General features: G+C 34.5%; 26 protein-coding genes. 18 read left to right on the top strand and 8 right to left on the bottom strand.

Annotated features, from left to right (window positions below):
* The first annotated feature begins 243 nt into the window (after window positions 1-243).
* The 3 genes from CEF14_RS10415 to CEF14_RS10405 all read left to right on the top strand — a co-directional run bounded on the left by CEF14_RS10415 (window position 244) and on the right by CEF14_RS10405 (window position 1,782).
* Window positions 244-690, top strand: a complete 447-nt coding sequence (locus CEF14_RS10415; protein ID WP_102692798.1) for a CidA/LrgA family protein — start codon at window positions 244-246, stop codon at window positions 688-690.
* A 1-nt stretch (window position 691) separates the two neighbouring features.
* Window positions 692-1,369: an LrgB family protein gene (locus CEF14_RS10410; RefSeq protein ID WP_102692797.1), complete on the top strand. Its 678-nt coding sequence runs from the start codon at window positions 692-694 to the stop codon at window positions 1,367-1,369.
* 125 nt (window positions 1,370-1,494) lie between these two features.
* Window positions 1,495-1,782 carry a UPF0223 family protein gene (locus tag CEF14_RS10405; RefSeq protein WP_102692796.1) on the top strand — a complete coding sequence of 96 codons (288 nt, stop codon included), beginning with the start codon at window positions 1,495-1,497 and terminating at the stop codon, window positions 1,780-1,782.
* Between the two features lie 56 nt (window positions 1,783-1,838).
* On the opposite strand, the gene CEF14_RS10400 is transcribed toward CEF14_RS10405, so the two are convergent.
* Entirely contained in the window at window positions 1,839-2,468 is a 630-nt protein-coding gene (locus CEF14_RS10400; protein ID WP_102692795.1) for a YktB family protein, read from the bottom strand.
* Between the two features lie 165 nt (window positions 2,469-2,633).
* Between CEF14_RS10400 and CEF14_RS10395 the strand changes: the two genes are divergently transcribed.
* Window positions 2,634-2,831, top strand: a complete 198-nt coding sequence (locus tag CEF14_RS10395; RefSeq protein ID WP_102692794.1) for a hypothetical protein — start codon at window positions 2,634-2,636, stop codon at window positions 2,829-2,831.
* Between the two features lie 120 nt (window positions 2,832-2,951).
* Window positions 2,952-3,755 carry an inositol monophosphatase family protein gene (locus CEF14_RS10390; protein ID WP_102692793.1) on the top strand — a complete coding sequence of 268 codons (804 nt, stop codon included), beginning with the start codon at window positions 2,952-2,954 and terminating at the stop codon, window positions 3,753-3,755.
* A gap of 278 nt (window positions 3,756-4,033) precedes the next feature.
* On the opposite strand, the gene CEF14_RS10385 is transcribed toward CEF14_RS10390, so the two are convergent.
* Window positions 4,034-4,219 (bottom strand): DUF5325 family protein, encoded by a 186-nt coding sequence (locus CEF14_RS10385; RefSeq protein ID WP_102692792.1) that lies wholly within the window; start codon window positions 4,217-4,219, stop codon window positions 4,034-4,036.
* A gap of 178 nt (window positions 4,220-4,397) precedes the next feature.
* Here CEF14_RS10385 and typA point away from each other — a divergent pair, with 178 nt between their 5' ends.
* Entirely contained in the window at window positions 4,398-6,239 is a 1,842-nt protein-coding gene (gene typA, locus CEF14_RS10380) for a translational GTPase TypA (RefSeq protein ID WP_102692791.1), read from the top strand.
* Window positions 6,240-6,276: 37 nt separating this feature from the next.
* Window positions 6,277-6,669 carry a YlaH-like family protein gene (locus tag CEF14_RS10375; RefSeq protein ID WP_245890263.1) on the top strand — a complete coding sequence of 131 codons (393 nt, stop codon included), beginning with the start codon at window positions 6,277-6,279 and terminating at the stop codon, window positions 6,667-6,669.
* Between the two features lie 86 nt (window positions 6,670-6,755).
* Here CEF14_RS10375 and CEF14_RS10370 read toward each other — a convergent pair whose 3' ends face one another.
* The gene (locus CEF14_RS10370) at window positions 6,756-6,959 is read right to left on the bottom strand and encodes a YlaI family protein (RefSeq protein WP_102692790.1); all 204 of its coding nucleotides are present in this window, start codon (window positions 6,957-6,959) and stop codon (window positions 6,756-6,758) included.
* A gap of 13 nt (window positions 6,960-6,972) precedes the next feature.
* Entirely contained in the window at window positions 6,973-7,473 is a 501-nt protein-coding gene (locus tag CEF14_RS10365; RefSeq protein ID WP_102692789.1) for a hypothetical protein, read from the bottom strand.
* A gap of 178 nt (window positions 7,474-7,651) precedes the next feature.
* Between CEF14_RS10365 and CEF14_RS10360 the strand changes: the two genes are divergently transcribed.
* The 3 genes from CEF14_RS10360 (at window position 7,652) to pyc (ending at window position 12,610) form a co-directional block, all read left to right on the top strand.
* Window positions 7,652-7,933, top strand: coding sequence for an Fpa/YlaN family protein (locus tag CEF14_RS10360; RefSeq protein ID WP_102692788.1), 282 nt, complete (start codon window positions 7,652-7,654; stop codon window positions 7,931-7,933).
* Window positions 7,934-7,995: 62 nt separating this feature from the next.
* Entirely contained in the window at window positions 7,996-9,159 is a 1,164-nt protein-coding gene (locus CEF14_RS10355; protein WP_102692787.1) for an FtsW/RodA/SpoVE family cell cycle protein, read from the top strand.
* Between the two features lie 16 nt (window positions 9,160-9,175).
* A complete protein-coding gene (gene pyc, locus CEF14_RS10350; protein WP_102692786.1) occupies window positions 9,176-12,610 on the top strand; it encodes a pyruvate carboxylase in 3,435 nt (1,144 codons plus the stop codon).
* A 117-nt stretch (window positions 12,611-12,727) separates the two neighbouring features.
* On the opposite strand, the gene CEF14_RS10345 is transcribed toward pyc, so the two are convergent.
* Complete coding sequence (locus CEF14_RS10345; protein WP_102692785.1) at window positions 12,728-13,648, bottom strand: COX15/CtaA family protein; 921 nt, start codon at window positions 13,646-13,648, stop codon at window positions 12,728-12,730.
* 326 nt (window positions 13,649-13,974) lie between these two features.
* On the opposite strand from CEF14_RS10345, the gene cyoE reads away from it, so the two are divergent.
* From cyoE to CEF14_RS10310, 7 genes are all read left to right on the top strand, one after another.
* The gene (cyoE, locus tag CEF14_RS10340; protein WP_102692784.1) at window positions 13,975-14,892 is read left to right on the top strand and encodes a heme o synthase; all 918 of its coding nucleotides are present in this window, start codon (window positions 13,975-13,977) and stop codon (window positions 14,890-14,892) included.
* A gap of 94 nt (window positions 14,893-14,986) precedes the next feature.
* Complete coding sequence (gene coxB, locus CEF14_RS10335; protein WP_102692783.1) at window positions 14,987-16,072, top strand: cytochrome c oxidase subunit II; 1,086 nt, start codon at window positions 14,987-14,989, stop codon at window positions 16,070-16,072.
* Window positions 16,073-16,112: 40 nt separating this feature from the next.
* On the top strand, window positions 16,113-17,984 hold the full coding sequence (ctaD, locus tag CEF14_RS10330) for a cytochrome c oxidase subunit I (RefSeq protein WP_102692782.1): 1,872 nt from the start codon (window positions 16,113-16,115) through the stop codon (window positions 17,982-17,984).
* Window positions 17,984-18,610 (top strand): cytochrome (ubi)quinol oxidase subunit III, encoded by a 627-nt coding sequence (locus CEF14_RS10325; protein ID WP_102692781.1) that lies wholly within the window; start codon window positions 17,984-17,986, stop codon window positions 18,608-18,610. Before ctaD ends, CEF14_RS10325 begins: the two co-directional genes overlap by 1 nt.
* On the top strand, window positions 18,610-18,942 hold the full coding sequence (locus CEF14_RS10320; protein WP_102692780.1) for a cytochrome C oxidase subunit IV family protein: 333 nt from the start codon (window positions 18,610-18,612) through the stop codon (window positions 18,940-18,942). Before CEF14_RS10325 ends, CEF14_RS10320 begins: the two co-directional genes overlap by 1 nt.
* 199 nt (window positions 18,943-19,141) lie before the next feature.
* Entirely contained in the window at window positions 19,142-20,065 is a 924-nt protein-coding gene (gene ctaG, locus CEF14_RS10315) for a cytochrome c oxidase assembly factor CtaG (protein ID WP_102692779.1), read from the top strand.
* A 23-nt stretch (window positions 20,066-20,088) separates the two neighbouring features.
* Window positions 20,089-20,553 carry a DUF420 domain-containing protein gene (locus CEF14_RS10310; protein WP_102692778.1) on the top strand — a complete coding sequence of 155 codons (465 nt, stop codon included), beginning with the start codon at window positions 20,089-20,091 and terminating at the stop codon, window positions 20,551-20,553.
* A gap of 255 nt (window positions 20,554-20,808) precedes the next feature.
* Here the strand turns inward: CEF14_RS10310 and ytvI are convergent, their stop codons facing one another.
* Both ytvI and CEF14_RS10300 read right to left on the bottom strand, forming a co-directional pair.
* Entirely contained in the window at window positions 20,809-21,864 is a 1,056-nt protein-coding gene (gene ytvI / locus CEF14_RS10305; protein WP_102692777.1) for a sporulation integral membrane protein YtvI, read from the bottom strand.
* A gap of 370 nt (window positions 21,865-22,234) precedes the next feature.
* Entirely contained in the window at window positions 22,235-22,600 is a 366-nt protein-coding gene (locus CEF14_RS10300) for a YugN family protein (RefSeq protein WP_102692776.1), read from the bottom strand.
* Between the two features lie 142 nt (window positions 22,601-22,742).
* Here CEF14_RS10300 and CEF14_RS10295 point away from each other — a divergent pair, with 142 nt between their 5' ends.
* Window positions 22,743-23,798: a CAP domain-containing protein gene (locus tag CEF14_RS10295; protein ID WP_102692775.1), complete on the top strand. Its 1,056-nt coding sequence runs from the start codon at window positions 22,743-22,745 to the stop codon at window positions 23,796-23,798.
* A gap of 3 nt (window positions 23,799-23,801) precedes the next feature.
* On the opposite strand, the gene CEF14_RS10290 is transcribed toward CEF14_RS10295, so the two are convergent.
* A complete protein-coding gene (locus CEF14_RS10290) occupies window positions 23,802-24,542 on the bottom strand; it encodes an amino acid kinase family protein (RefSeq protein ID WP_102692774.1) in 741 nt (246 codons plus the stop codon).
* Window positions 24,543-24,648 lie beyond the last annotated feature (106 nt).

Genomic DNA, 24,648 nt, shown 5'->3' with positions numbered 1-24,648 from the left:
ACAACAGAAACTTGAATAGAAACTGTTATATCAACCTATGGATATATCGTATCCTGAGAAAATGATTTAGTTCAGTTTTCGACAGAAATAGTGGTAATTGGTGCAGTTTATCTTACCCTTTGAATAGAATAAATAGTTGAAGAAAATAAAGGTGAAGGCAGAGAATACTTAATCTTGTTGTAGACAAATTCAGAAGATTTTGATAAATTGTTATATATTAACAAACAAAAGGGGTGTTCTGTTATGCAACAACTAGGGTTGAGGTCTTTGAGAATAATAGGGCAAATTGTAGTTTTATATCTATTATCTGAATTCGGTAAGTGGTTAATGGCGATATTACATATTAAATTTCCAGGAAGTATCATTGGGCTACTTATTTTACTTACGTTATTAATAATGAAAATTATTCCCGAACATTGGATTGCAAGTGGAGCTGAGATCTTACTATCATATATGACTTTATTTTTTATACCAGTTACCGTTGGAATTATTAATTATTCAGAGCTAATATCATGGCAAGGATTCATGATTATGGCAATTATTTTGGTGAGTACTGTTATATCAATCATTTTATCAGGAAAAGCAACTCAATTGGTAGAAAATCATCAAGAACAACAAAATGAAGAAGTAGAAAATCTAAGATTAAGAAAAAATCACATTAAAAATATGGAGCAAAAAGGGGAGGCTTAATATGGTTGCAATAATAATATGTCTGTTTACTGTGGTTGTGTTTTTTTTAATGAAAAAAGTATATGAACGTTATTACCATCCAGTTCTCTTCCCTGTGTTTACAAGTGCAATCATAATCGTAGGTGTATTATTACTCTTTGATATCCCCTATAAAACGTATATGATTGGAGGTCAATGGATTGATCGGCTACTAGGACCGGCCGTGGTAAGTCTAGCTTTACCGTTATATAGACAAAGAGAATTAATTAAAAAGAATTATAAGGCAATCCTAACTGGTATTGCAGTAGCAATGATAGCGGGTATTGGTAGTGTATTGTCACTTGCAGGTTTATTTCGGATCGAAAGTGTGTATATGAGAACATTGATTCCAAAATCAATAACATCTCCAGTTGCAATGCAGATTAGTAGTGCTGTAGGCGGTAATCCCACACTAGCAGCAGTGTTTGTCATTATTACAGGAATGATTGGTGCAATATTAGGACCTTTTCTCTACAAAATTTGCAAAATTGACACCGAGATTGCAAGAGGAGTTGCAATGGGGAGTAGCGCTCATGGAATAGGAATCGGAAAGCTCACAGAGTATGGAGAACAAACCTTGTCCATGGGATCTGTATCAATGACAATGACGGCTGTTATAGGCGCTATCGTCTTACCAATATTTGTAACTATATTTTTATAGAATAAAGTCATTTCCCAGGGAATATACTATTATCAGACAAGAAAAGTTGCAGTCGATTTATAATAGAGTTTAAAATAATATTGTGAGACACTTTGATTTATAGCATGATGAAAGTAGGTAGTCATATGGAATACTCATATCCATTTTCAATCGATTGGTCTACAGATGAAATAGTTGATGTGATTGCATTTTTTCAAACTATTGAAAAGGCATACGAAAAAGGCGTAAAACGTGAAGAAGTTCTGTCAAAATACCGCCGTTTCAAAGAAATTGTACCTTCAATGTCAGAAGAGAAAACCATTTTCCGAGAATTTGAAGAAGAAAGCGGATATGTTAGTTACGACATTGTTAAACAAACGAAAACAAGCCCGAATGGTACAATTATTAAAGGGATTAGCAGAGGGAAAAGATAATTAAAAAGCAATCGGTTTACTCAATAGTTGAGAATCAACCGATTGCTTTTACACTATTAATGTTTTGATACCATAATATTATAAAGAGGAATTAATGCATCAAAGGTATCTTCGACTACCTTCTCAAACTCTTTAGTGGAAAGTTTAACTGCTTCTTCTTTTGGTAATCGAAGTCCAATCATAAACTCACCTTTTTTAATATCACGTAAGCGAATTAAAAGTTTCTCAAGCGTCCCATCTTTAATGGCCTCTTCTAAAGGAATCCCATTTGGATCAAAATGATTGCCTGTAATATTAAAAGTTTTGGGGAGCTTATTGAAAAAATTTATATTTTTCAACAGATTATTAGCAATTTCTTTTTTTGTGGGTGCTTCATAAATAGCACATAGAAGAATAAAAATATGCGATTTAAAAAGTCCAATTTCGAAGTGGGGAAGGGCTTTATATCCTCGTTTATTTGTAGCAAACGCTACCCAGCTATCGATTGGTGGATTTACTTTACGTCTTGCATGTTTGGCCACGTGAGGGTAAAATTCTTCACCGATTTTCATAGAAAAGTATGTACTAAATGTTGTTCCGAGTTCTTCAAATTTAGGACGTACATTTTCAATGAGTGCTGTCATACGTTGTTCAAGTCCAGGTGTTGTGAAGACATCAAAGTCTTTGTTTGTCCATTTCACTGTCAATTTTTTTCTCTCCTTTTTTAACTTTATGTTTATTTTATTTGAAAAGTGGGAAAAAATCTTGTAGAAGGACTTACCATTCTTCGTGTAGTGAATATAATGTAGAAAGTGGTCAGAAAATTCAATTTTCTCACCATTTATACCTCAAAATTAAAGGAGCTGATCAGCATGAAACAAGTCGTTCATATTATTCGTAAAGTGGATTTTGAAAAGCAGTATATAAAAGGACTTCAGTTAGAAGTTGATTATGAATTAGCTACACTATTTGATGCGATGCAATTGAATGATACTGAGCAAATTACTCAAAGTAAAGCGAGATTGGCTGAAATTCATATGGAACTGGAGGCATTCCATGCATTCGCCTAGATATAGCACAAAAAATTTAAGGTGACACTTGCTGATCATTATGAGAAGCAGGTGTTTTTTTTGGTATAATATACAAAAAATGAAATGCACTTTGTTTTTTCAAAGAAAGGTGAGGAAATTATGCAGATTACTGAAGTTCACGAATTTGCAAAGGCCATCATAATGGAAGCTGGGGAACGTATCCGAAAATCTTTTTCTGAAAAGTGGAAAATTGAGACGAAAGCCAATGCAAATGATTTAGTAACAAATATTGATCGCGAAACAGAATTATTTTTCATTGAAAAAATTACAGCATTTGATCCGTCACATAAAATTTTGGGAGAAGAGGGGATGGGAGAAAAGATTGATTCACTTGATGGAGTTGTATGGATAATCGATCCAATTGATGGAACGATGAATTTTATTCGGCAACATCGGAATTTTGCCATTTCAATTGGTGTTTATGTTAATGGTATAGGAAAACTGGGATATATCTATGATGTTATGAGGAATCAGTTATATTATGCAAAAGAGGGGCAAGGAGCTTTTATGAATGAAATTCCATTAAAACCTCTGGAGTCAATTTCTTTAGATAAAGCAATAATCGGACTGAATGCACTTTGGGTGACGCCAAATAAAAGAATTGAGCATGAACGGATGATTGATCTTGTTCGTACAGTACGTGGTACAAGATCCTATGGTTCAGCTGCTTTAGAAATAGCCTCTGTTGCTTGTGGGAGAATGGATGCCTATATTTCTATGAGATTATCTCCATGGGACATTGCTGGTGGTGTAGTAATTGCGAAAGAGGTAGGGGCAATCGCCAGTAATTTAAGAAATAGACCTATAAACTTATTAAAACAAGATACGTTTATCGTGGCTAATCCTGCGATACATAGTGAAATTGTTGAAGATTATGTTCAATTAAAACACGAAGATCAATAAATAAGGGATTGTCCTTGAAGTTGAAGAAACCCAACTTTTGAAGACAATCCCTTTTCTTATATCTATCTTCGCACATTATCTCTACAACCGAAAACTGAAAGGATGTTTTCGGCCGAGAAGGTAAGTCCAAGTAGTTGTTAATCAAGTAGTTGTTAATGTAGACAACTACTGTTAATGCTAAATCGCTATTAATGGACAGTATGAACCTATCTCAAGATTGATAGAAAAGCAAAGAAGATAAGGGGGAATAAAAAAACCCCATTGAAAAAAGTTTGATTTTATAATAAACCTTGATCTCGGAATTGGCGTTTTGTTTTAAAGGCTAAACCAAAAACAACACACACTGCTACAATCCCTCCGATAATACCTGAAATGCTACCTATAGCTATTGCATATCCAATAGAACACATAGCTAAAATCCCTGCAAGTGCAAAGATAGCCATGACGATTTTTGCTTTATTCATAACAATCCTCCAAAAAAGTATTATAATTATATTGTCAAACGAAATACTAAGATTAGCAAGTTTTTAACTTAAATAAATTAAAAAAATTAAAAAAGACAAGCTAATATAAGACATAAATCTATTTTTTATGTTATAATAGCACAGTTATGGACTCGAAAAAAGAATGTGGAGTGGAACAATGACAAATTTAAGAGAAGATCTCAGAAATATAGCAATTATTGCCCACGTCGACCATGGTAAAACAACTTTAGTCGACCAATTATTAAAACAATCTGGTACATTCCGTTCAAACGAACATGTTGAAGAACGTGCAATGGACTCTAACGATATTGAACGTGAACGTGGTATTACAATCTTAGCTAAAAACACTGCTGTTCACTATGGAGATACTAAAATTAACATCTTGGATACACCAGGACATGCTGATTTTGGTGGTGAAGTTGAACGTATCTTGAAAATGGTAGATGGTGTTCTACTTGTAGTAGATGCTTACGAAGGTTGTATGCCTCAAACTCGTTTCGTTCTTAAAAAAGCTTTAGAACAAAAATTAACGCCAATCGTAGTTGTAAACAAAGTCGACAAAGATTCAGCTCGTCCTGAAGAAGTTGTTGATGAAGTTTTAGACTTATTGATTGAATTAGGTGCAGATGAAGATCAATTAGAATTCCCAGTCGTTTATGCTTCAGGTGTTAACGGTACTGCTTCATTAGATCCAGACCCAGCTAAACAAGAACCTGATATGAAATGCTTATTTGAAGAAATTATTCGTCACATTCCAGCACCAGCGGATACTCGCGAAGAACCTCTTCAATTCCAAGTTGCATTACTAGATTACAATGACTTCGTAGGTCGTATCGGTATTGGTCGTGTTTTCCGCGGTACAATCGCTGTAGGTCAATCAGTATCTCTAGCAAAACTTGATGGTACTGTGAAGAACTTCCGTGTTACTAAAATCTTTGGTTTCTTTGGCTTGAAACGTGAAGAAATTCAAGAAGCATATGCTGGTGATTTAATCGCTGTTTCTGGTATGGAAGAAATTAACGTAGGTGAAACTGTATGTCCACAAGATCACCTGGATCCACTACCTCCAATGCGTATTGATGAACCAACTCTTCAAATGACTTTCTTAGTAAATAATTCTCCATTTGCTGGTCGCGAAGGTAAATGGGTTACGGCTCGTAAAATTGAAGAACGTCTAAATTCTCAATTACAAACGGATGTTTCTTTACGTGTAGAACCAACAGATTCTCCAGATGCATGGACTGTCTCAGGACGTGGTGAACTTCACTTATCAATCCTTGTTGAAAACATGCGCCGTGAAGGTTACGAACTACAAGTATCAAAACCAAAAGTAATCATTAAAGAAATTGATGGTGTGAAATGTGAACCAGTTGAACGTGTTCAAATCGATGTACCAGAAGATTCTGTAGGTTCTATTATTGAATCACTTGGAGATCGTAAAGGTGAAATGCAAGATATGATTAATGAAGGTAATGGACAAGTTCGTTTAATCTTCATGGTACCTGCTCGAGGTTTAATTGGATATACAACAGAATTTATGTCTCTAACTAAAGGTTTCGGTATTATTAACCATACATTTGATTCCTACCAACCAGTTGCATCTGGACGTGTAGGTGGTCGTCGTAATGGTGCACTTGTATCAATGGAAACTGGTAAGTCTACAACTTATGGTATGATGCAAGTAGAAGACCGTGGTGTTCTTTTTGTTGAGCCAGGTACTGAAATTTACGAAGGTATGATCGTTGGCCAAAACTCTCGTGATAACGACATTACAGTTAATATCACTAAGATGAAACAAAAAACTAACGTACGTTCAGCAACAAAAGACCAAACAAACGTTATTAAAACACCTCGTATTTTAACTCTTGAGGAAGCATTAGAATTCTTGGACGATGATGAATACCTAGAAGTAACACCAGAGTCTATTCGTCTTCGTAAACAAATTCTTAACAAAAACGAACGTGAAAAAGCTGCTAAAAAAGTACGTAGCGCTGAATAATTAATTATTATTTTCGCTAGTCGAGAGGAAGGGAGATATCTTGTTTAAGTCCGGTTTAACTTTCAAACTGAATTTTATGCAAGTCGCTACATCTACTTCTACAGATGGACATGATCAAGTATTTAATCGTATGTCTGGTGTTGCACGTTATATATACGAAAATTCACCAAGTTATTCGGTAGCAGGTTATATTCTATTAGCTGTTATCTTCGTATTAACTGCAATTGTGTATCATCTTGGATTTGCAAGAGCCGCATTAAAAAAATGGCAAACAGCTGTAATTTATGTATTCTTGTTTTTAGGGTGTATTATCTTAACCTTTTTAGCATTCTTCTTACCAATGGTTGAAGGATTAATAGTTGCAGCTTTAGTATTAATCATCTATAAAGTTCGTTTGCGTAGAGATAAGAAAAGAGAAGCAGCTTCATAAAAAGAAGTTGTCCCTATAGGACAACTTCTTTTTTTTTGTGAAAAAATAAACAAAACAGAGCATTCGTATGAATGCTCTGTAAAATGTTAAAACTCTTCATCTTGTTGAATTGCCTTACGGATAAAACGAAATTTTCCGGTTGCAAGTCTTGCGTTTGTTTTTTCTGTAATTCGTTCGTGGCAAGTTGGACACATATAGGTGTGAATAGGACGATTGCGTAATTTCTTAGCTACTGGTGAGAAATCAGGAATTTCGCTAAGAGTATCACAGATTACGCATTTAACTCGCATTTAATTTTCCTCCTTATTCTACTTCCACGCCTACGATTCCCTTTATAGGATGATCGTAGTTGGAACCATCTCCAAATAATAAGTAGACAGGGCCGTCATCATTTAGCATCTTACCGTCTTTACTAAATTGGAAAATAAGTGTTTTAGCCTCTTCAATGTTAAAACGATGTTTTGTACCTTCTTTTGTTTCAAATACAACAGCTGTTGCTTCTTCTTTTGGTTCAGCGTTATGAATGAAAGGTTCAACTTTTATACCGAAAGTACCAGTCATCATTTTTTTTCGATCAAATTTTCGTTCAGTTTTTAAAGTTGGCGGGAAAGTAGCCCCCTCCATAATTTCACGGGACCAGAATTTTCCAGCTTTTTCGATATATTCTTCATCAGGATCTACCTCTTTAGGCTTTTCGATGAAATATGTTTCTAAATCTAGCTTGCGGTCATCAAAAATCCAAACTGTAGAATCTAATGTAATTTGAAAGTTGACTGCACCTTTAATTTGAATGATGGATTCCATAGATTTTCCTCCTTCGATGTTCCATTCCATCTTTAAGTATAACGCTTTTTATGAGCAGATAGAAATAAATAATATTATGATTCTCAATTTGAAATATAGATGCTTGCATTTTTTCTTTGCAAAAGATAAACTTTATTAAGATAGAGTTGAAGAAATATCAGGTAATGGGGGCGTCCTCATGGATACAAAATCACAAAGTTCGTATCAGGAGAAAGCATTGGAACTCCTAATTGCCGATGCGGATAAAATAGCAAAATTAATTAGGGTACAAATGGAACATTTGACAATGCCACAATGTCCATTGTACGAAGAAGTTTTAGATACGCAAATGTTTGGTTTATCTCGAGAAATCGACTTTGCAGTTAAACTAGGTTTGCTTGAACGTGAAAAGGGAAGACAAATTCTCGATTCACTGGAAAAAGAGTTGTCTGCATTGCATGATGCATTCACTGAGAAATAAGTAAAAAACTCAAACACCTGCTGTTTGGGTTTTTTTGCTAGATAAGAATATGAGGTAAAAGAATGAAAACTTATTTAAAAAAATATGCGAAGTATTTTGACTACCCTTTGTTTTTTACATATGTTTTATTATGCGTGTTTGGATTGGTCATGATTTATAGCGCAAGTATGTTTTGGGCTGTTCACACATTACAAACAACACCAGATTTCTTTTATAAAAAGCAACTGATGAATTTGACTGTTGCAGCTGTCGCCTTTTTAATAGGTTTTATAATTCCTTACAAACGTTATAAAGATCGAAAAATGATGATGTTGATTATTGCAACCATGCTTATTTTGTTAATGTCTGTTTTTTTGTTTGGTTATAGTCCAGATAATTCTGGTGCAAAAAGTTGGTTGAATTTTGGATTTGCAAATTTACAACCTTCTGAACTTACTAAGTTAGGAATGATACTTTATTTTGCAGCTTTCTTTGCAAAGAAAAGAGAAACTGGAAAATTAGATATAATTAATGAGTCAATAATGCCTCCGTTATTGGTTTTTGGTGCGGCTATTCTATTCATAGGATTAGAGCCGGATTTAGGGGCAATTGGTCTAATAACAATGATTGTATTATCCGTTATGGCTGCTAGTGGTATGAAATTCTCTACTTTTAGTAAGATTATTGGTTGGTTAATAGGTTTAGCAGTTGTCGGTTTAATCGGTCTGTTTATTTTCAAAGATTCATTCTTTACTGTACGTCGAATGGGAAGATTAAGAGCATATCTCGATCCATTTAAAGACTCTGATGCTTTTGGATATCAGATTGTAAATGGTTATTATGCAATTGGCTCAGGTGGCGTTAAAGGATTAGGATTAGGACAATCTGTACAGAAAATGGGCTATTTACCTGAACCACAAACAGACTTTATCTTGGCGATTATTTCAGAAGAGTTAGGAACATTTGGGGTAGCAATTGTATTATTTGGTCTGGGCTACATCGTATACAAGGCAATGCGTATTGCGATTAAAGCAAAAGATCCAATGGCACGTATGATTGCTGCAGGAATAGGCAGTTGGATTGGTATTCAAACTTTCGTCAATGTAGGAGGTTTAAGTGGTATTATTCCATTAACGGGTGTACCACTTCCGTTTATTAGTTATGGCGGAACATCGATAATTCTGTTATCTTTAGCTATGGGGATATTAGCAAATGTCTCCATGATTGTAAAAAAAGAGAGTCAATAGGATTAGGGGGATCTTCATGTCGATTAATAAAATTCTAGTCGCCAACCGTGGCGAAATTGCAATTCGTGTTTTTCGAGCTTGTACAGAATTAAACATTCACACAGTGGCAATATATTCAAGGGAAGATAGCGGTTCATTTCACCGTTATAAAGCGGATGAAGCTTATCTTGTTGGGGATGGCAAGAAACCAATTGATGCATACCTAGATATTGAAGGAATTTTAAAAATCGCAAAAGAGTCAGGAGCAGATGCTATTCACCCTGGCTATGGTTTTTTATCAGAAAATTTAGAGTTTGCTAAACGCTGCGAAGAAGAAGGGATTATTTTCATCGGGCCTACATCTAAACATTTAGATATGTTTGGAGATAAAGTAAAGGCTAGAGAACAAGCTGTTGCAGCTGGTATACCAGTTATTCCTGGAACAGATGGTCCTGTTGAATCTCTAGAAGAAGTTTTAGCTTTTGGTGAAGAACATCAATATCCATTAATGATTAAAGCTGCTCTTGGCGGTGGTGGCCGCGGAATGCGTGTTGTACATAATACAGAAGAAGCACAAGAAGCTTATGAACGTGCAAAATCAGAAGCTAAGGCAGCATTTGGTTCAGATGAAGTGTATGTAGAAAAATGTATCCTTCATCCAAAACATATAGAAGTACAAATTTTAGGAGATAAAGAAGGCAATCTAGTTCATTTGTATGAACGTGATTGTTCAATTCAGCGTCGTCATCAAAAGGTAGTTGAAATTGCTCCATCCAATTCGATTTCACATGAATTGCGTGAAAGAATTTGTAATGCTGCTGTTCAATTAATGAAAAATGTTAATTATATTAATGCTGGTACAGTAGAATTTTTAGTTGCAAACGATGATTTTTACTTTATCGAGGTTAATCCACGCGTTCAAGTAGAACATACGATTACAGAAATGGTAACGGGTATCGATATTGTCCATGCACAGATTAATATCGCAAATGGATATACATTACATGGAGAAGTTATTAACATTCCTGAACAATCTAAAATTCCACTTTTCGGCTTTGCAATTCAATCTCGAGTAACGACTGAAGATCCACAAAATAATTTCATGCCGGATACTGGAAAGTTAATGGTGTATCGTTCAAGTGGTGGTTTTGGTGTTCGTTTGGATGCTGGTAATGGTTTCCAAGGAGCGGTGATATCTCCTCACTATGATTCTTTATTGGTCAAAGTATCTACTTGGGGAAATACGTTTAAAGAAGCAGCTGCGAAAATGGATCGAAATCTTCAAGAATTCCGTATCCGTGGTATTAAAACGAATATCCCATTCTTAGAAAATGTTGTAAGACATCCTAAGTTTATTGATGGAAAATTTGATACTAGTTTCATTGATTCTACTCCTGAATTATTTTTATTCAAACCCGCACGTGACCGTGGTACTAAGTTACTGAGCTATATTGGTAATGTAACGATTAATGGTTTTCCGGGTATTGAGAAAAAACAAAAGCCAATTCATCCAAAACCACATAAACCTCAGATTGAACGTTTCCAAACGATTCCTGCAGGTACCAAACGAATTTTGGATGAAAGAGGCCCTGAAGGTTTAGTGAAATGGATTCGAGAACAAGATGATTTGTTATTAACGGATACAACAATGCGTGATGCCCATCAATCATTGCTTGCAACACGTGTTCGTTCATATGATATGCATGAAATTGCAGATGACACTGCTCGAATTATGGAAAATTATTTCTCACTTGAAATGTGGGGAGGAGCAACTTTTGACGTTGCATATCGTTTCTTAAAAGAAGATCCATGGGAACGATTGATTAAGCTACGTGAACAAATACCAAATGTTTTATTCCAAATGTTATTACGTGGTGCAAACGCGGTTGGTTATAAAAACTACCCTGATAATTTGATTAAAGAATTTATTCAAAAATCTGCAGATGCTGGTATAGATGTATTCCGTATTTTCGACAGTTTAAACTGGATTAAAGGAATGGAAGTAGCAATTGATGCTGCAAGAGACGCAGGGAAAATTGCAGAAGCAGCAATTTGTTATACAGGTGATATCTTAGATGATTCAAGAGCAAAATATACTGTGAAATACTATAAAGATATGGCAAAAGAATTAGAAGCAGCTGGAGCTCATATTCTTGCTATTAAAGATATGGCTGGTTTATTGAAACCTGAGGCAGCCTATCGATTAATCTCTGAATTAAAAGAATCAACAGATTTACCAATTCACTTACACTCTCATGATACGAGTGGAAACGGTATTTATTTATATGCGAAAGCAGCTGAAGCAGGTGTAGATATCGTTGATACTGCCTTAGGTTCAATGGCAGGTTTAACTTCACAACCAAGTTCAAATAGTTTGTACTATGCAATGAAAGGTAGCGAACGTCAAGTTCGAGCAAATATCGATGGTTTAGAAAAACTTTCATATTACTGGGAAGATGTTCGTAAATACTATAAAGATTTTGAAAGTGGTATGAATAGTCCACATTCGGAAATTTATGTCCATGAAATGCCTGGTGGCCAATATAGTAACTTGCAACAGCAAGCAAAAGGCGTAGGGCTAGGAGATCGTTGGGAAGAAGTTAAGAAAATGTATTCTCGCGTAAACTTACTATTTGGCGATATCGTTAAAGTAACACCATCGTCTAAAGTTGTTGGTGATATGGCTTTATTTATGGTGCAAAATGAATTAGATGAGCATTCTGTATTAGAACGTGGAAAAACAATTGATTTTCCAGACTCAGTAATTGAATTCTTCCAAGGATACTTAGGTCAACCATTTGGAGGTTTCCCAGAAGAATTGCAAAAAGTCGTATTAAAAGATCGAGAACCAATTACAGTTAGACCTGGAGAATTATTAGAGCCAGTAGATTTAAAAGAAATCCGTGATACTTTATTCAACAAATATAATAGACCTATTACAAGTCATGAAGTTTTAGCTTCAGCATTATATCCAAAAGTATTTGAAGAATATATGGAGACTTATAGTAAATTTGGCGATGTTTCCGTTTTAGATACGCTAACTTTCTTATATGGTTTAAAACTTGGTGAAGAAATTGAAGTGGAAATTGAAAAAGGTAAAACGCTTATTATAAAACTAGTTTCTATTGGTGAGGCTCAACATGATGGTACACGTGTCCTTTATTTTGAACTAAATGGACAACCACGTGAAATCGTTATTCAAGATATGACAGTTGAAGTAGCTGGTGAACGAAAACCAAAAGCAGATTCATCTAATGCAAATCAAATTGGTGCGACAATGCCAGGTACTGTATTAAAAGTGGTTGTTTCTCCAGGTAGTCCAGTAAAACGTGGTGAACACTTGTTAATTACGGAAGCAATGAAAATGGAAACAACTGTACAAGCACCAAAAGATGGTGTTATCAAAAAAATCTTTGTAGATGCAGGCGATGCTATTTCTACTGGAGATTTACTGATTGAAATGGAATCTTAATCTTAGGTATATGGTTTAAACAAGCTTGCAACTACAATCTGTGTATCAAAAGATTAGCAGTTTATCGGAAAAAGAAAAACACGACTTTCAAAGGAAAGTCGTGTTTTTTATGAACAATTAATTAATTTTGTTATCTTGATTGCTCCTAGAAATAAGTAGAATCATATAACATAGCAGACCAAATAATAGAGAAATAAATAATGTGTGTAATAGAGCAATAATAATATTTAAGCGTGTTAAAACAACGCTCATACCTGCTATTACTTGTAAACATACAAGTATAAATGCTATGATCCATCCCCAATATAGAACGCGTTGATTTTTATAATATTTCACGGTATGGACCATAATTATGAGTAACCAAACAAAAATTAATCCCGCAGCTAGGCGATGCCCCATTTGAACCCATTCATAAAAGTTATCAGGTATTCCAACTGAATTATTGTGACAGAGTGGCCAGTCTGGACAAATTAAACTCGAATTTGTATGACGAACAAGAGCACCTGTATATACTACAAGATATGAGTAAATAGTCACCCCAATTGTATGCCATTTTAAAGCATGGCCAATATGTACACTGTTTACATTAAACTTCTGATCAACTTCAAAAATAATTAAAGTTAGTAAGAGTACCGCAGCAAAAGAAATAAGAGAAATACCAAAATGTAATGCTAAGATGAAGTCCCCTTGTCCCCAAAGCACTTGTGCAGCACCAATTAAAGCTTGTGCTATTAAAAAGAATAATGCCATAAAGGAAAGAAATTTTACCTCACGAACATGTCCAAGTTTTCTCCAAGACCAAAAAGATAGTATGAAGATGAAAATAGAAACGGATCCAGTCACTACGCGATGAGAAAATTCAATTAGCACTTCAGGTGTAATTTCTTTTGGTATTAAGGAACCGTTACAATCGGGCCAATTCCTACCACACCCCATCCCACTATCTGTTTTTGTAACAAGAGCTCCTCCCAACAAAATGAGCACCATTCCAATTGTTGCAGCAACAGCAAACCATTTCATGTATTTACTTTGTTGCATAGTCGATTGACACCTACTTTAAATATAGTAATCACAATTTAGCGATACCTGTAATTTTGATAATAACTAAAATATGGATAAAATACAACTTGTAAAAAGTATTGTCATTATTATGTGAAAACCATTTCACAAATTGTTCATAATTTCGATTCACAAGATTCACAATATTCTAAGATATAATGATTTACTATAAATACGTTGACTTAGAGCTATCTGCTCCCTCTGTGCCTCGACATCAATTTTAATTTTTCGTCTAGAAAAATTTGCTGTTTTTAGTTATAGTAGGGTTAACAGGTTATGCTTATCAAATTGAAAGGAGGGGTATAATGTCTAATAGTCGAGTATTCGCTACCAGTAGAAATAGTGAGCCAGATACAAGTTCCTTTGTGAAAGATTTTTTAGCACTTATCAAAATTGGAATCGTTAATTCAAATTTAATAACCGCTTTTACAGGGCTTTGGTTAGCATTTCAATTTACGGGTATACATTTTTTACAGGAATTAGATATAATGTTTTGCACGTTAGTAGGAACCGCTTTCATAATTGCTGGTTCTGGTGCGATGAATAATTATATCGATCAAGATATAGATCCTGTAATGAAGCGTACAAAATCAAGACCAACAGCAACTGGTAGGTTTACTCCAAAATTTGTAATGACAGTAGCACTCATCCTTCTATTTGTAGGTGAAATTTTGTTATTCATGGCATCATTTGCTGCCGGCGTATGGGGACTTGCGGGAATTATAAGCTATGTCGTCTTATATTCAATGTGGTCAAAAAGAAGATTTGTAAGTAACACAATTGTAGGAAGTATATCAGGAGCTATTCCTCCAGTTATTGGTTGGTCAGCTGTTAATCCAACATTAGGACTAAGTGCGTTTGCGTTATTTTACATTATGTTTGCTTGGCAACCACCGCATTTCTATGCACTTGCGATGAAGCGAACTGAAGAATATCGCGCTGCACAAATACCAATGTTACCTGTTGTCAAAGGCTTTGACAGAACAAAAAAGTCTATGCTAATTTGGATAGTACTGTTATTTCCAATTCCGTTTTTATTAACGAAACTAGGTTTAGGATTTATCATTCTTGCAACTACATTGAATGTTGGTTGGTTCATACTCGCAATTACAGGTTTTAAAGCAAAAGACGATATAAAATGGGCAAACAAAATGTTCATCTATTCATTGAACTATATGACCATTCTATTTGTTTCAATGGTTATCTTTTCTGTCTTTAGCTAACGTTGGAATTCTTTCTTAATAAGAATTCACATAGACAACCATAGTCCTGGTTACACATGAAAATACAACAAGGAAAGAGGGGTTTAATTAAGCTATGATGAAAGGGCTTAAAAAGTGGCGTCTTTTTGCAATGCTAACAGCACTTATTGTTTTCCTTTCAGGTTGTGGTAAAGATTATTTATCCACTTTATCTCCTGGAGGTGAAGTAGGGAAAGAACAACATAATCTGATGCTTTTATCAACAGCAATTATGACGCTCGTTATCTTAGTAGTAGTAGTAATCTATGTACTTGCGATTATTAAATTCCGACGCAAAAAAGTTGGAGAAAATGTAATTCCTAAGCAAGTAGAAGGTAGTACTACTCTCGAAGTTATTTGGACTGCTGTACCAATTATTTTACTTCTTATTCTTGCTGTACCAACAGTTGCTCTTACTTATAAACTCGCTGATACGAAAGCGATGAATGCAAAGGATGCTGCTGGACATGCAAAAGCTGTTACTGTTAATGTAACTGCAAAATTATATTGGTGGCAATTTGAATACCCTAATGAAGGAATTGTTACTTCACAAGAGTTAGTAGTACCAACAGGTGAAAAAGTTTACTTTAATCTAACTTCAGGAGACGTAAAACACTCATTCTGGATTCCTTCTATCGGCGGTAAAATGGATACAAATGTTGATAACGTTAACAAATTTTACTTAACATTTGATAAACAATCAAAAAATCTTGAAACGGGTGTATTCTACGGTAAATGTGCTGAACTTTGTGGTCCTTCACATGCATTAATGGACTTCAAAGTAAAGACTTTAAGTAGAGATGATTTCAATAATTGGGTAAAAAAAATGAAAGCATCTGATAAACATGTTGCTACAAGTGATCTTGAAAAACAAGGTGAAGCGTTATTTAAAACTAGTTGTATCACATGTCACGCAACTTCTGGTGTAGGTAAAGGAACAGGTATTGCACCTAACCTTGCTACTTTTGGAGATCGTAACCGTGTTGCAGGTGTATTAGACCATAATACTGAAAATATAAAAAAATGGATTAATGATCCACAATCTGTTAAACCAGGAAATACTATGCCTCAACCTGAAAAAATTAATAAAGGTAAAAAATTCACAGATCAAGAGCTGGATGCTTTAGCTGCCTACTTAATGGGCCTATCTGTAGAGAAATAATGAAAATTCTATTTGAATCATTTTGAAGGAGGTTAAGGTTGTGAGCTCAACTGCAAAGAAAAAGGGCTTTGGCGCAACTATTTGGGACTATATTACAACAGTCGACCATAAAAAAATCGCCATTCTTTACCTTATTGCCGGTACACTTTTCTTCGTAATCGGTGGTATTGAAGCAATGCTCATTCGTATCCAACTTGCAAAACCAAATAATGATTTTGTAAGTGCTGGTCTCTTTAATGAAATTTTGACAATGCATGGTACAACAATGATTTTCTTAGCTGCTATGCCATTGCTTTTCGCATTTATGAACGCAGCGGTACCATTACAAATAGGTGCGCGTGACGTTGCATTCCCATTCTTAAACTCACTTGGTTTCTGGCTATTCTTATTTGGAGGTATTTTCTTAAACTTATCATGGTTCCTTGGTGGAGCTCCTGATGCTGGCTGGACTTCTTATGCATCACTATCTTTAGCATCACCTGGTCATGGTATTGACTTTTATGCTATTGGTTTACAAATATCTGGTGCAGGTACTTTAATTTCAGGTATTAACTTCATCGTAACAATTATTAATATGCGTGCTCCTGGTATGACTTTTATGCGTATGCCATTACTTACTTGGACTACTTTCGTAGCAAGTGCTTTAATTTTATTTGCATTCCCTCCACTTACTATTGGATTATTCTTCATGATCTTTGATCGTATGTTTGGAGCGAACTTCTTTAACCATACTATGGGTGGTAACACAATCATCTGGGAACATTTATTCTGGATTTTCGGTCACCCTGAAGTATATATCTTGGTCCTTCCGGCTTTTGGTATTTTTTCAGAGGTGATACCGGTATTCGCAAGAAAACGTTTATTCGGTTACTCTTCTATGGTATTTGCGACAATCTTAATTGGGTTCCTTGGATTCATGGTATGGGCTCACCATATGTTCACTGTAGGTCTTGGTGCGACTGCAAACGCCATTTTCGCTGTTGCAACAATGGCGATTGCTGTACCAACTGGTATGAAAGTATTCAACTGGCTGTGTACAATGTGGGGAGGCTCAATTAAAGTTACAACACCAATGCTTTATGCACTTGGTTTTATTCCATCCTTCGTAGCAGGTGGGGTTACAGGTGTTATGCAAGCAGCAGCACCTCTCGATTATCAATTGCATGATACGTATTTCATCGTAGCCCACTTCCACTATGTTATTGTAGGTGGTGTTGTATTAGCATTATTAGCAGCTACACATTTCTATTGGCCATTGATGTTCAACCGAATGCTAAATGAGACACTGGGCAAAATTACATTTGTGTTCTTTTTTGTAGGTTTCCATTGTACATTCTTTGTTCAACATTTCTTAGGGTTAATGGGTATGCCACGTCGTGTGTTTACTTTCCTACCAAATCAAGGGTTGGATACATTTAACTTTATCTCGACAATTGGTGCATTCCTAATGGCAATCGGTGTCATAATATTAGTACTTAATGTTATTATCACTACAATTAAAAATGAACCAGCTGGTCGTGATCCATGGGGAGACGGACGTACTCTTGAATGGGCAATCCCACAACCAGTACCATACTATAACTTCAAACAAACTCCGCTTGTTCGTGGATTAGATACTTATTGGATTGAAAAAATGGAAGGAAATAAAGAAGGTATGTCCTATGCTGAACCTATCTCGGATATTCATATGCCAAATAATTCTTTTGTTCCATTTGTAATGGTAGTTGGTTTATTTATAGCAGGTTTTGGTGCACTTTATCACCCAGATGCTGACAAACCATGGTCTTTGGCACTTTTAATTATTGGTTTAGCAATTACTGTTCTTTCTATGGCTTATCGTTCCTTAAAAGATGATTTAGGTTACCATATCAGTAAAGAAGAATTATTGAACGAAAAAGGGGGTAACAAATAATGGATTTAAAAACTAAATTTACCCCACAATCTTGGCCAGCACATCCAGAACAATCAACGATAGAAGGGAAAAACAAAGTTCTAGGATTTTGGATTTTCCTTGGCGGTGAAACGGTTCTGTTTGCTACCTTATTTGCTACATTCTTAGCTCTTAAAGATAAAGGACCTAGTGGTATGGAATTTACTACTCAAAGTTTATTTGAATTACCACTTGCATTCATTATGACAATGTTACTTTTAACTTCTTCATTGACTAGTGTGTATGCCATCTATCACATGAAAAATTTAAACTTTAAAGCTATGCAAGCATGGTTAGCTATTACAGTTCTTTTAGGTCTTGGATTCTTAGGTTTTGAAATCTATGAATTTAATCACTATGTTCACCTAGGTTTTACATTTACTCAAAGTGCATTTGGATCTTCTTTCTATACATTAGTAGGTACTCACGGATTACATGTTGCCATTGGTTTGGGTTGGATTATACTATTAATGCTGCGTAATGCAAAACGTGGTTTAAACCTTTATAATGCACCTAAGTATTACATTGCATCTTTATATTGGCACTTTATTGATGTTGTCTGGGTATTCATCTTCACTGTAGTTTACTTGATGGGAGTGATAAAATAATGTCACATGATGTACACGTAGAAACTAGAAGCGAAGCAGAATACAAACAGTCTCGCCGACAAGCAAGTCAAGCGATGCGTAATCAAGTAACTGTCTTTGCAATCATGATTTTCTTGACATTTATCGCATTCGCTGCAGTTCAAGCTGGATTTTCAGCTTACCTTGTAATACCAATCATTTTATTATTTGCGGGTGTTCAAGTTGGACTACAATTGTATTACTTTATGCACTTAAGCGAAAAAGGTACAGGAATTATGCAATTCTTTATGTACTCTAGTGTAATCGTTGCCTTTACAATGATTCTTGCGTTTGTAACAATTATCTGGATTTAGAATTTACACTTAAAGACCAAGTCTATTTTAAAATAGACTTGGTCTTTTTTTGGGAATTTGAGAGAAATAATAATGTATCTACTAAATGAAATATAGTAGATACATTGAAATTCCAGAAAAAATTGTCAAGATTCGTTCATTGCTGTTTTAATGTAAGCAATTTATAATGAAGGTATTGAATGTAAAGGAGCGAACTTCGATGCCTTTAAGTATTTTTGGATTTAGGGCTATGTGGAGCCCTATATTAATTGGTGTATTAGTATTCTTTACAGTGCTCTATTTTTTAGTGACAATAAAATGGAGAAAAGACTTTGAATATAGTGAGAAATTAAAAAAGGGAGAGGCTATATCATTTGTATTCGCAATGATTATGCTATATGTCATTATTGGATCACCTATAGATTTAATGGCACATATTATGTTTACAATGCATATGGTTCAAATGGCTTTTTTGCTACTATTTATTCCTATTTTCTTTATTATTGGTATTCCAAACTGGTTGTGGAAAAGTACTATAAATTTGCCTTATATTAAGCCAGCATTTCATTTTTTGACAAGACCAATAATTGCAATTTTCCTTTTTGTTTTTTTATTCTCTTTGTACCATTTACCAACGGTGTTTGATTTTATAAAATTAGATGAAACATTGCATGGTATATATACGTTTGTACTATTCATGTCAGCATTATTTATGTATTGGCCATTATTAAATACGGTTGAGGATGAACCTCGCATGAAAGACTTAAATAAATTTTTCTATATAATTGCCAATGCAATTTTAATTACACCAGCGTGTGCTTTAATCATCTTCTCTTCGACCCCATTCTATAGCACTTACACGGATGGAGAAACATGGATGAAAGCAATGACACTTTGCGTACCAAGTTCGACTTTACAAGGACTGACATTATCAGGTCCTGAATTATTTACTAATATGTCACCTCTTGAGGATCAACAACTCGGTGGTGTGATCATGAAAATAATTCAAGAAATTATTTTTGCATGTATTCTTGGACGAGTCTTTATTTTGTGGTATAGAAATGATCAAAAAAATGCAGATCAAATGACTGAAGAAGCATTAAAAGAAAGAAAACGTCTATATGCAAATCAATATCATAATTAATCTAGAGTGTTAGGAGTAAAAAAATGAGTTTACCTATTTTACCAACTATTAGTACCTCTTTCATCGTTCTTAGTGCTGTTCTCATTGCGATTGGTTGGGTGCTTATAAAACAAAAGAAAATTGAAGCACATAAGAAAACAATGATTGCTGCTGCAATATCAGCATTGTTATTCTTTATTATTTATGTAACTAGAACAGTATTTATTGGTAATACTGCATTTGGTGGCCCTGAACATTTGAGGAAATATTATACAATCTTCCTAGTATTCCATATTATTTTGGCAACTTCTGGTGCGGTATTTGGTATTATTACGTTGATTACAGGCTTTACAAATAAACTAAATCGTCACCGTAAATTGGGACCAATAACTGGTGTAATCTGGTTTTTCGTAGCGATTACAGGCGTTATTGTATATTTATTGCTTTATGTATTTTATAGTGGCGGACCAACAACCTCTGTGATAAAAGCAATATTAAATAACCATTAATCATAAAAAACTAATTTCTATGAAGAGAAATTAGTCTCAGACTGTAAGACAAACTAGAAATTTTTCAGTTTGTCTTACAGTCTTTTTCTTTTACACTAAAAATAAAATATATATGGAAATCTATTTCCACAAGTGGACATTTTCTGCTGGCAGAGTTACATCCATGTGAAGTCTGTTCCACTTTACGTATTAAAAATATTAAAATAAAAAGTATAGAGAGGTAAGCTTTCTCTATACTTTTTATAGAAGGAGCAATTAGTTTTTTTTATTGGCAATTGCCCAACTTTTTCTAAATTGTTCGATTACTACGATTAAAATAGCCACAAATGGACCTATAAGAAAACCTATAAAGCCAAACATTTCAAATCCAACATACATACAGATAAGGGTTGTGAGAGGCGGGAGACCAAGATGACTACTTGTTACCTTGGTTTCAAGAATTTGACGTAATAGGATCACTACAATAGCTAATATAAATAGAACAGTACCCTCAAGACTCTGACCATTAATCCAACTGATAAGCGCCCATGGTATTAAAACCATCATCCCACCTAAAATTGGAAGTAAATCTACAAACCAAACGAGAATGGCCAAAGGGATTGCATAACGCGGTGTAATCCAAAATAAAGTACATAATGTAACACAAAAGATCACAACACTTACTATTAATTGTGCTTTTAGAAAATCAAGAGTACCTTTTTTTAAATGTTGCACAAATACTTTTGCTGAAGAATTTCCTTCGAGGTGCAACCATTTACTGAAGGATTTGAGAATACTAGGCATTTCTAGCATCGAATAATATAGTGCTAAGAAATATATAAAAAGCTTAAATATTACTGAAGGAACCCTTTGAAAAAAATTGAGTAGTCGATCTGCCTGAATATATGTAGTTACATTTTTTTGTAAACTACTCAACATTTGTTCAATCCATTGTTGTATAGAAAGTATAATGGGACGAGGTAAATCATGCGTGATATTTGATAGTTTCGATTGAAAATAGATCCATCTTTCATTGACCGTATCTAAAAAATGTGGAATCCACTGAGAAAAGCCAACAAATTTTAATACCATTAGAGCATATAAAAAGTAACAACATGCAAGCACAACTACGCTGAAAATAGTGAAGAAAACTAAAACGATAAAACGTCTTGATTTACGCCACTGTTTTTCGTATTTAAAGATCAGAGGATTAAAACAAAGAGCTGTCAAAAATCCAAAGAGTATTGGTCTTGCATAGAATATTGAAAATAAAAAAGATAAAACAAAAACGAACCAAGGAAAAAACTTTGAGAATATGCGCTGTAAAATCATCCTAATCACCCATATATATTTGACAGTGATAGTATGAGGAGTTTTTTGAAAATCATGCTAAATGAAAGAACTCTTTCAAGAATAATTTTGTTATTGAAAGTAGAGAATTGATTTATATAGGATAGATTAATGAAGGATTGTTTATTTTCTAAAAAAGCTATTATATAAGTAAAGGCTGTCACGTTCAAAATTGGAAAAGCGATTGGAGACTTACCTTGGTAGATGAGCATAAAGTTATAATACGTCAAAGAAGTGAGTACTTGTTTATATACTCTACGTCAATACGCAAATTGTATAATGTCAAAATAAATAAGCCGTACAAAAAATGGGATTATTGATCATTTTGTACGGCAATTAAAGAATAATTGCATTATGCTTGGACAATAAATTGATCTAGTTGTTTTGAAAGTGAAGCTAAAATGTCTTGACATGATTTCACCAAATTAGCAGGGTAGATTTCATCTTCGCCATATTCAATACCATGTGGGAAATAGTGTTTTCCAAGAACGGGTTTTAATAAAGTGATGTTGGAATCATTTGAACCGTTGTCGCCGTCTTTTGAAATACCAAAAATTCGTAAATAGTAAGTACCTTCTTGGACAACAAATTTACGATCCCAAGTAATACGTTCGTAATCCCAACCAGTAGCGCGAATTAAGCTATGTTGCCTCATTAGGTCATCAAGTAATGTAATATGAGCAACTTTGTTTTCAAGTCCCGTATTTTCAAAATACATGATAATATCCTCCTTTTACACTTTTATACAAAATTTCTTCCATTTTATAATAGAGCAAAATGAAACTAGTTGCAATGGCAACATTGTGAATCAATATATGTAGTTGGTATAATAAAGTTAATAAAAAATTGGAGAGATTAAATTGAAAGTTTTTGTTAGAGTATTAATTATTTTGGCTGCACTGTTAGTCGTTTTCTTCTATATAAATCAACCTGTCAAAGAAAACGAACCATTAGCGCCTAATTCAAATGGTAAGGTGATTCCTCAAAAAAAAGCACCTGATTTTAATCATTCGGTTGTTGAAAGACCAACTAAAGGGCTATCAACATTAGTTGGTCAATCAACTAAAAAACTAAAAGAAAAATTAGGGACTCCTGATCGAAAAAGTCCATCTGCATATGATTTTGACTGGTGGGTTTATCAAAAATCACCAAATAATTATATACTTGTAGGCGTTGAAGATCATAAAGTGAAACAGGTTTATACTACTGGCGCTGATTCAAATGCAACTCCATTCAAAATTGGTCAAGGGATAGACGAATTATATCGTAATACCATTACGGATACAGAAGTTAACGTCAAAATCAGAAAAAATGTATATACATTTATCTTGAATGAAGAGGATTTACAGTCACGTATTTTAATCATGTATGATGGACTATATGCTCAATTATACTTTGATTCAATTGATAAAACGTTGGAAGCAGTTCGTTTTATTGATGGGGAAACACTTGTTAAACAGCATCCGTATGACATGACTTATGTGGGGGATTTGATAACTCCAAGTGTTCCATCTTCCTATAAACAAGAAGAAATTGATCAAGAAAATCAAAAACAATTATTTGAATTAACAAATGTATATCGACTTCAAAAAGGATTACCAGCGCTATTGTCTGAGGAAGATTTAAATGAGTTGGCAATGGCTCATAGTGAAAAACTTGCGGTCAATAAAATCTCACAAGAAGAACAAAAAAGTAATGCATTTAAAGATAGATTAAAAAGTGCGGAGATTCAATTTGATTCTGCTGGAGAAAATGTTACAGAGGATTATTTGGATGCGCCAGAAGCAATTAATGGACTTCTAAATTCAGAAAAACATCGAGATACCCTATTGAATAAGGATTTTAATCAAATTGGTACAGGTGCTTTTGGTAAACATTTTACACAAGTCTTTATTCAACGAAATCAAACCAAATAATAACTAATCTTCATCAGGATATACAAATGTTCCAGAATCTAAAGAAAAGACATTTCGTATATGCAGCGTAAGATGGTGCTGTTGTGCCATTTCCGCTGCTTTTTTTTGGATTAAAGGATGGACACTATTTAGTAATGTTAAGAACTCTGAATAAGGTAGTTCTCTAATAAGAACTACATCGTCTTCTAAATGGGGATCACCTGTCATTACACCTGGGACATCTTTATAGTATTCAATTAATACATTTGATAAAGTTGCACCTAAAACAGCAGCTGTTAAATCGCTGCCACCTCTACCAAGAGTGGCGATCTCCCCCTCGACTGTAATTCCTTGAAAGCCAGGAACAACTATACAATCATATTGATTTAGGGCGGATAAGAGCGTTTCTTTATTAATGTCAATAATTTCAGCATCACCAAAATTATTGGTTGTCGTTATTCCAAGTGGAGCACCGTAAAGTAAGAGATTATCTATTCCAGACTGTTTAAGTTCTGATGATAGAACAGCAGCGGCAATAAGCTCCCCACAGGCAGCAACTAAATCCTTTGCTTTTGCAGAAGTACTTAACGCATCAGTAACATTCAATAAGGTATCAGTAGCATAAGCATCACCAAATCTACCCATTGCAGATACAACAACAATTGTTTTACCGTATTCTTTTAGAGCTCTTTTAATATGGAGAAGGCAATGCCTACGCGAAGCTTTTGATTGCATAGCAATTCCGCCAAATTTTTGAATAATCATTTTGTGACTCCTATCTCCTCGTGACATATTCTGCATGTTTTTCATACGATATAAGTGGTGAAGGGGTTATAGTAATGTATTCATATTTTATTAAAAGGTGCAGGAG

This window comes from Rummeliibacillus pycnus (genome assembly GCF_002884495.1).
GTDB classification, from domain to species: Bacteria; Bacillota; Bacilli; order Bacillales_A; family Planococcaceae; genus Rummeliibacillus; species Rummeliibacillus pycnus.
This window is presented reverse-complemented; position numbering and strand designations above follow the sequence as displayed.

Coding starts and splice junctions, on each gene's coding strand:
- CEF14_RS10360 (WP_102692788.1), top strand. CDS start 7,652: ATGGATACAAAATCACAAAGTTCGTATCAGGAGAAAGCATTGGAACTC.
- CEF14_RS10395 (WP_102692794.1), top strand. CDS start 2,634: ATGAAACAAGTCGTTCATATTATTCGTAAAGTGGATTTTGAAAAGCAG.
- CEF14_RS10405 (WP_102692796.1), top strand. CDS start 1,495: ATGGAATACTCATATCCATTTTCAATCGATTGGTCTACAGATGAAATA.
- CEF14_RS10410 (WP_102692797.1), top strand. CDS start 692: ATGGTTGCAATAATAATATGTCTGTTTACTGTGGTTGTGTTTTTTTTA.
- coxB (WP_102692783.1), top strand. CDS start 14,987: ATGATGAAAGGGCTTAAAAAGTGGCGTCTTTTTGCAATGCTAACAGCA.
- pyc (WP_102692786.1), top strand. CDS start 9,176: ATGTCGATTAATAAAATTCTAGTCGCCAACCGTGGCGAAATTGCAATT.
- CEF14_RS10365 (WP_102692789.1), bottom strand. CDS start 7,473: ATGGAATCCATCATTCAAATTAAAGGTGCAGTCAACTTTCAAATTACA.
- typA (WP_102692791.1), top strand. CDS start 4,398: ATGACAAATTTAAGAGAAGATCTCAGAAATATAGCAATTATTGCCCAC.
- CEF14_RS10385 (WP_102692792.1), bottom strand. CDS start 4,219: ATGAATAAAGCAAAAATCGTCATGGCTATCTTTGCACTTGCAGGGATT.
- CEF14_RS10415 (WP_102692798.1), top strand. CDS start 244: ATGCAACAACTAGGGTTGAGGTCTTTGAGAATAATAGGGCAAATTGTA.
- CEF14_RS10290 (WP_102692774.1), bottom strand. CDS start 24,542: ATGATTATTCAAAAATTTGGCGGAATTGCTATGCAATCAAAAGCTTCG.
- CEF14_RS10345 (WP_102692785.1), bottom strand. CDS start 13,648: ATGCAACAAAGTAAATACATGAAATGGTTTGCTGTTGCTGCAACAATT.
- CEF14_RS10300 (WP_102692776.1), bottom strand. CDS start 22,600: ATGTATTTTGAAAATACGGGACTTGAAAACAAAGTTGCTCATATTACA.
- CEF14_RS10355 (WP_102692787.1), top strand. CDS start 7,996: ATGAAAACTTATTTAAAAAAATATGCGAAGTATTTTGACTACCCTTTG.
- CEF14_RS10325 (WP_102692781.1), top strand. CDS start 17,984: ATGGATTTAAAAACTAAATTTACCCCACAATCTTGGCCAGCACATCCA.
- CEF14_RS10390 (WP_102692793.1), top strand. CDS start 2,952: ATGCAGATTACTGAAGTTCACGAATTTGCAAAGGCCATCATAATGGAA.
- cyoE (WP_102692784.1), top strand. CDS start 13,975: ATGTCTAATAGTCGAGTATTCGCTACCAGTAGAAATAGTGAGCCAGAT.
- CEF14_RS10320 (WP_102692780.1), top strand. CDS start 18,610: ATGTCACATGATGTACACGTAGAAACTAGAAGCGAAGCAGAATACAAA.
- CEF14_RS10310 (WP_102692778.1), top strand. CDS start 20,089: ATGAGTTTACCTATTTTACCAACTATTAGTACCTCTTTCATCGTTCTT.
- CEF14_RS10370 (WP_102692790.1), bottom strand. CDS start 6,959: ATGCGAGTTAAATGCGTAATCTGTGATACTCTTAGCGAAATTCCTGAT.
- ctaG (WP_102692779.1), top strand. CDS start 19,142: ATGCCTTTAAGTATTTTTGGATTTAGGGCTATGTGGAGCCCTATATTA.
- ytvI (WP_102692777.1), bottom strand. CDS start 21,864: ATGATTTTACAGCGCATATTCTCAAAGTTTTTTCCTTGGTTCGTTTTT.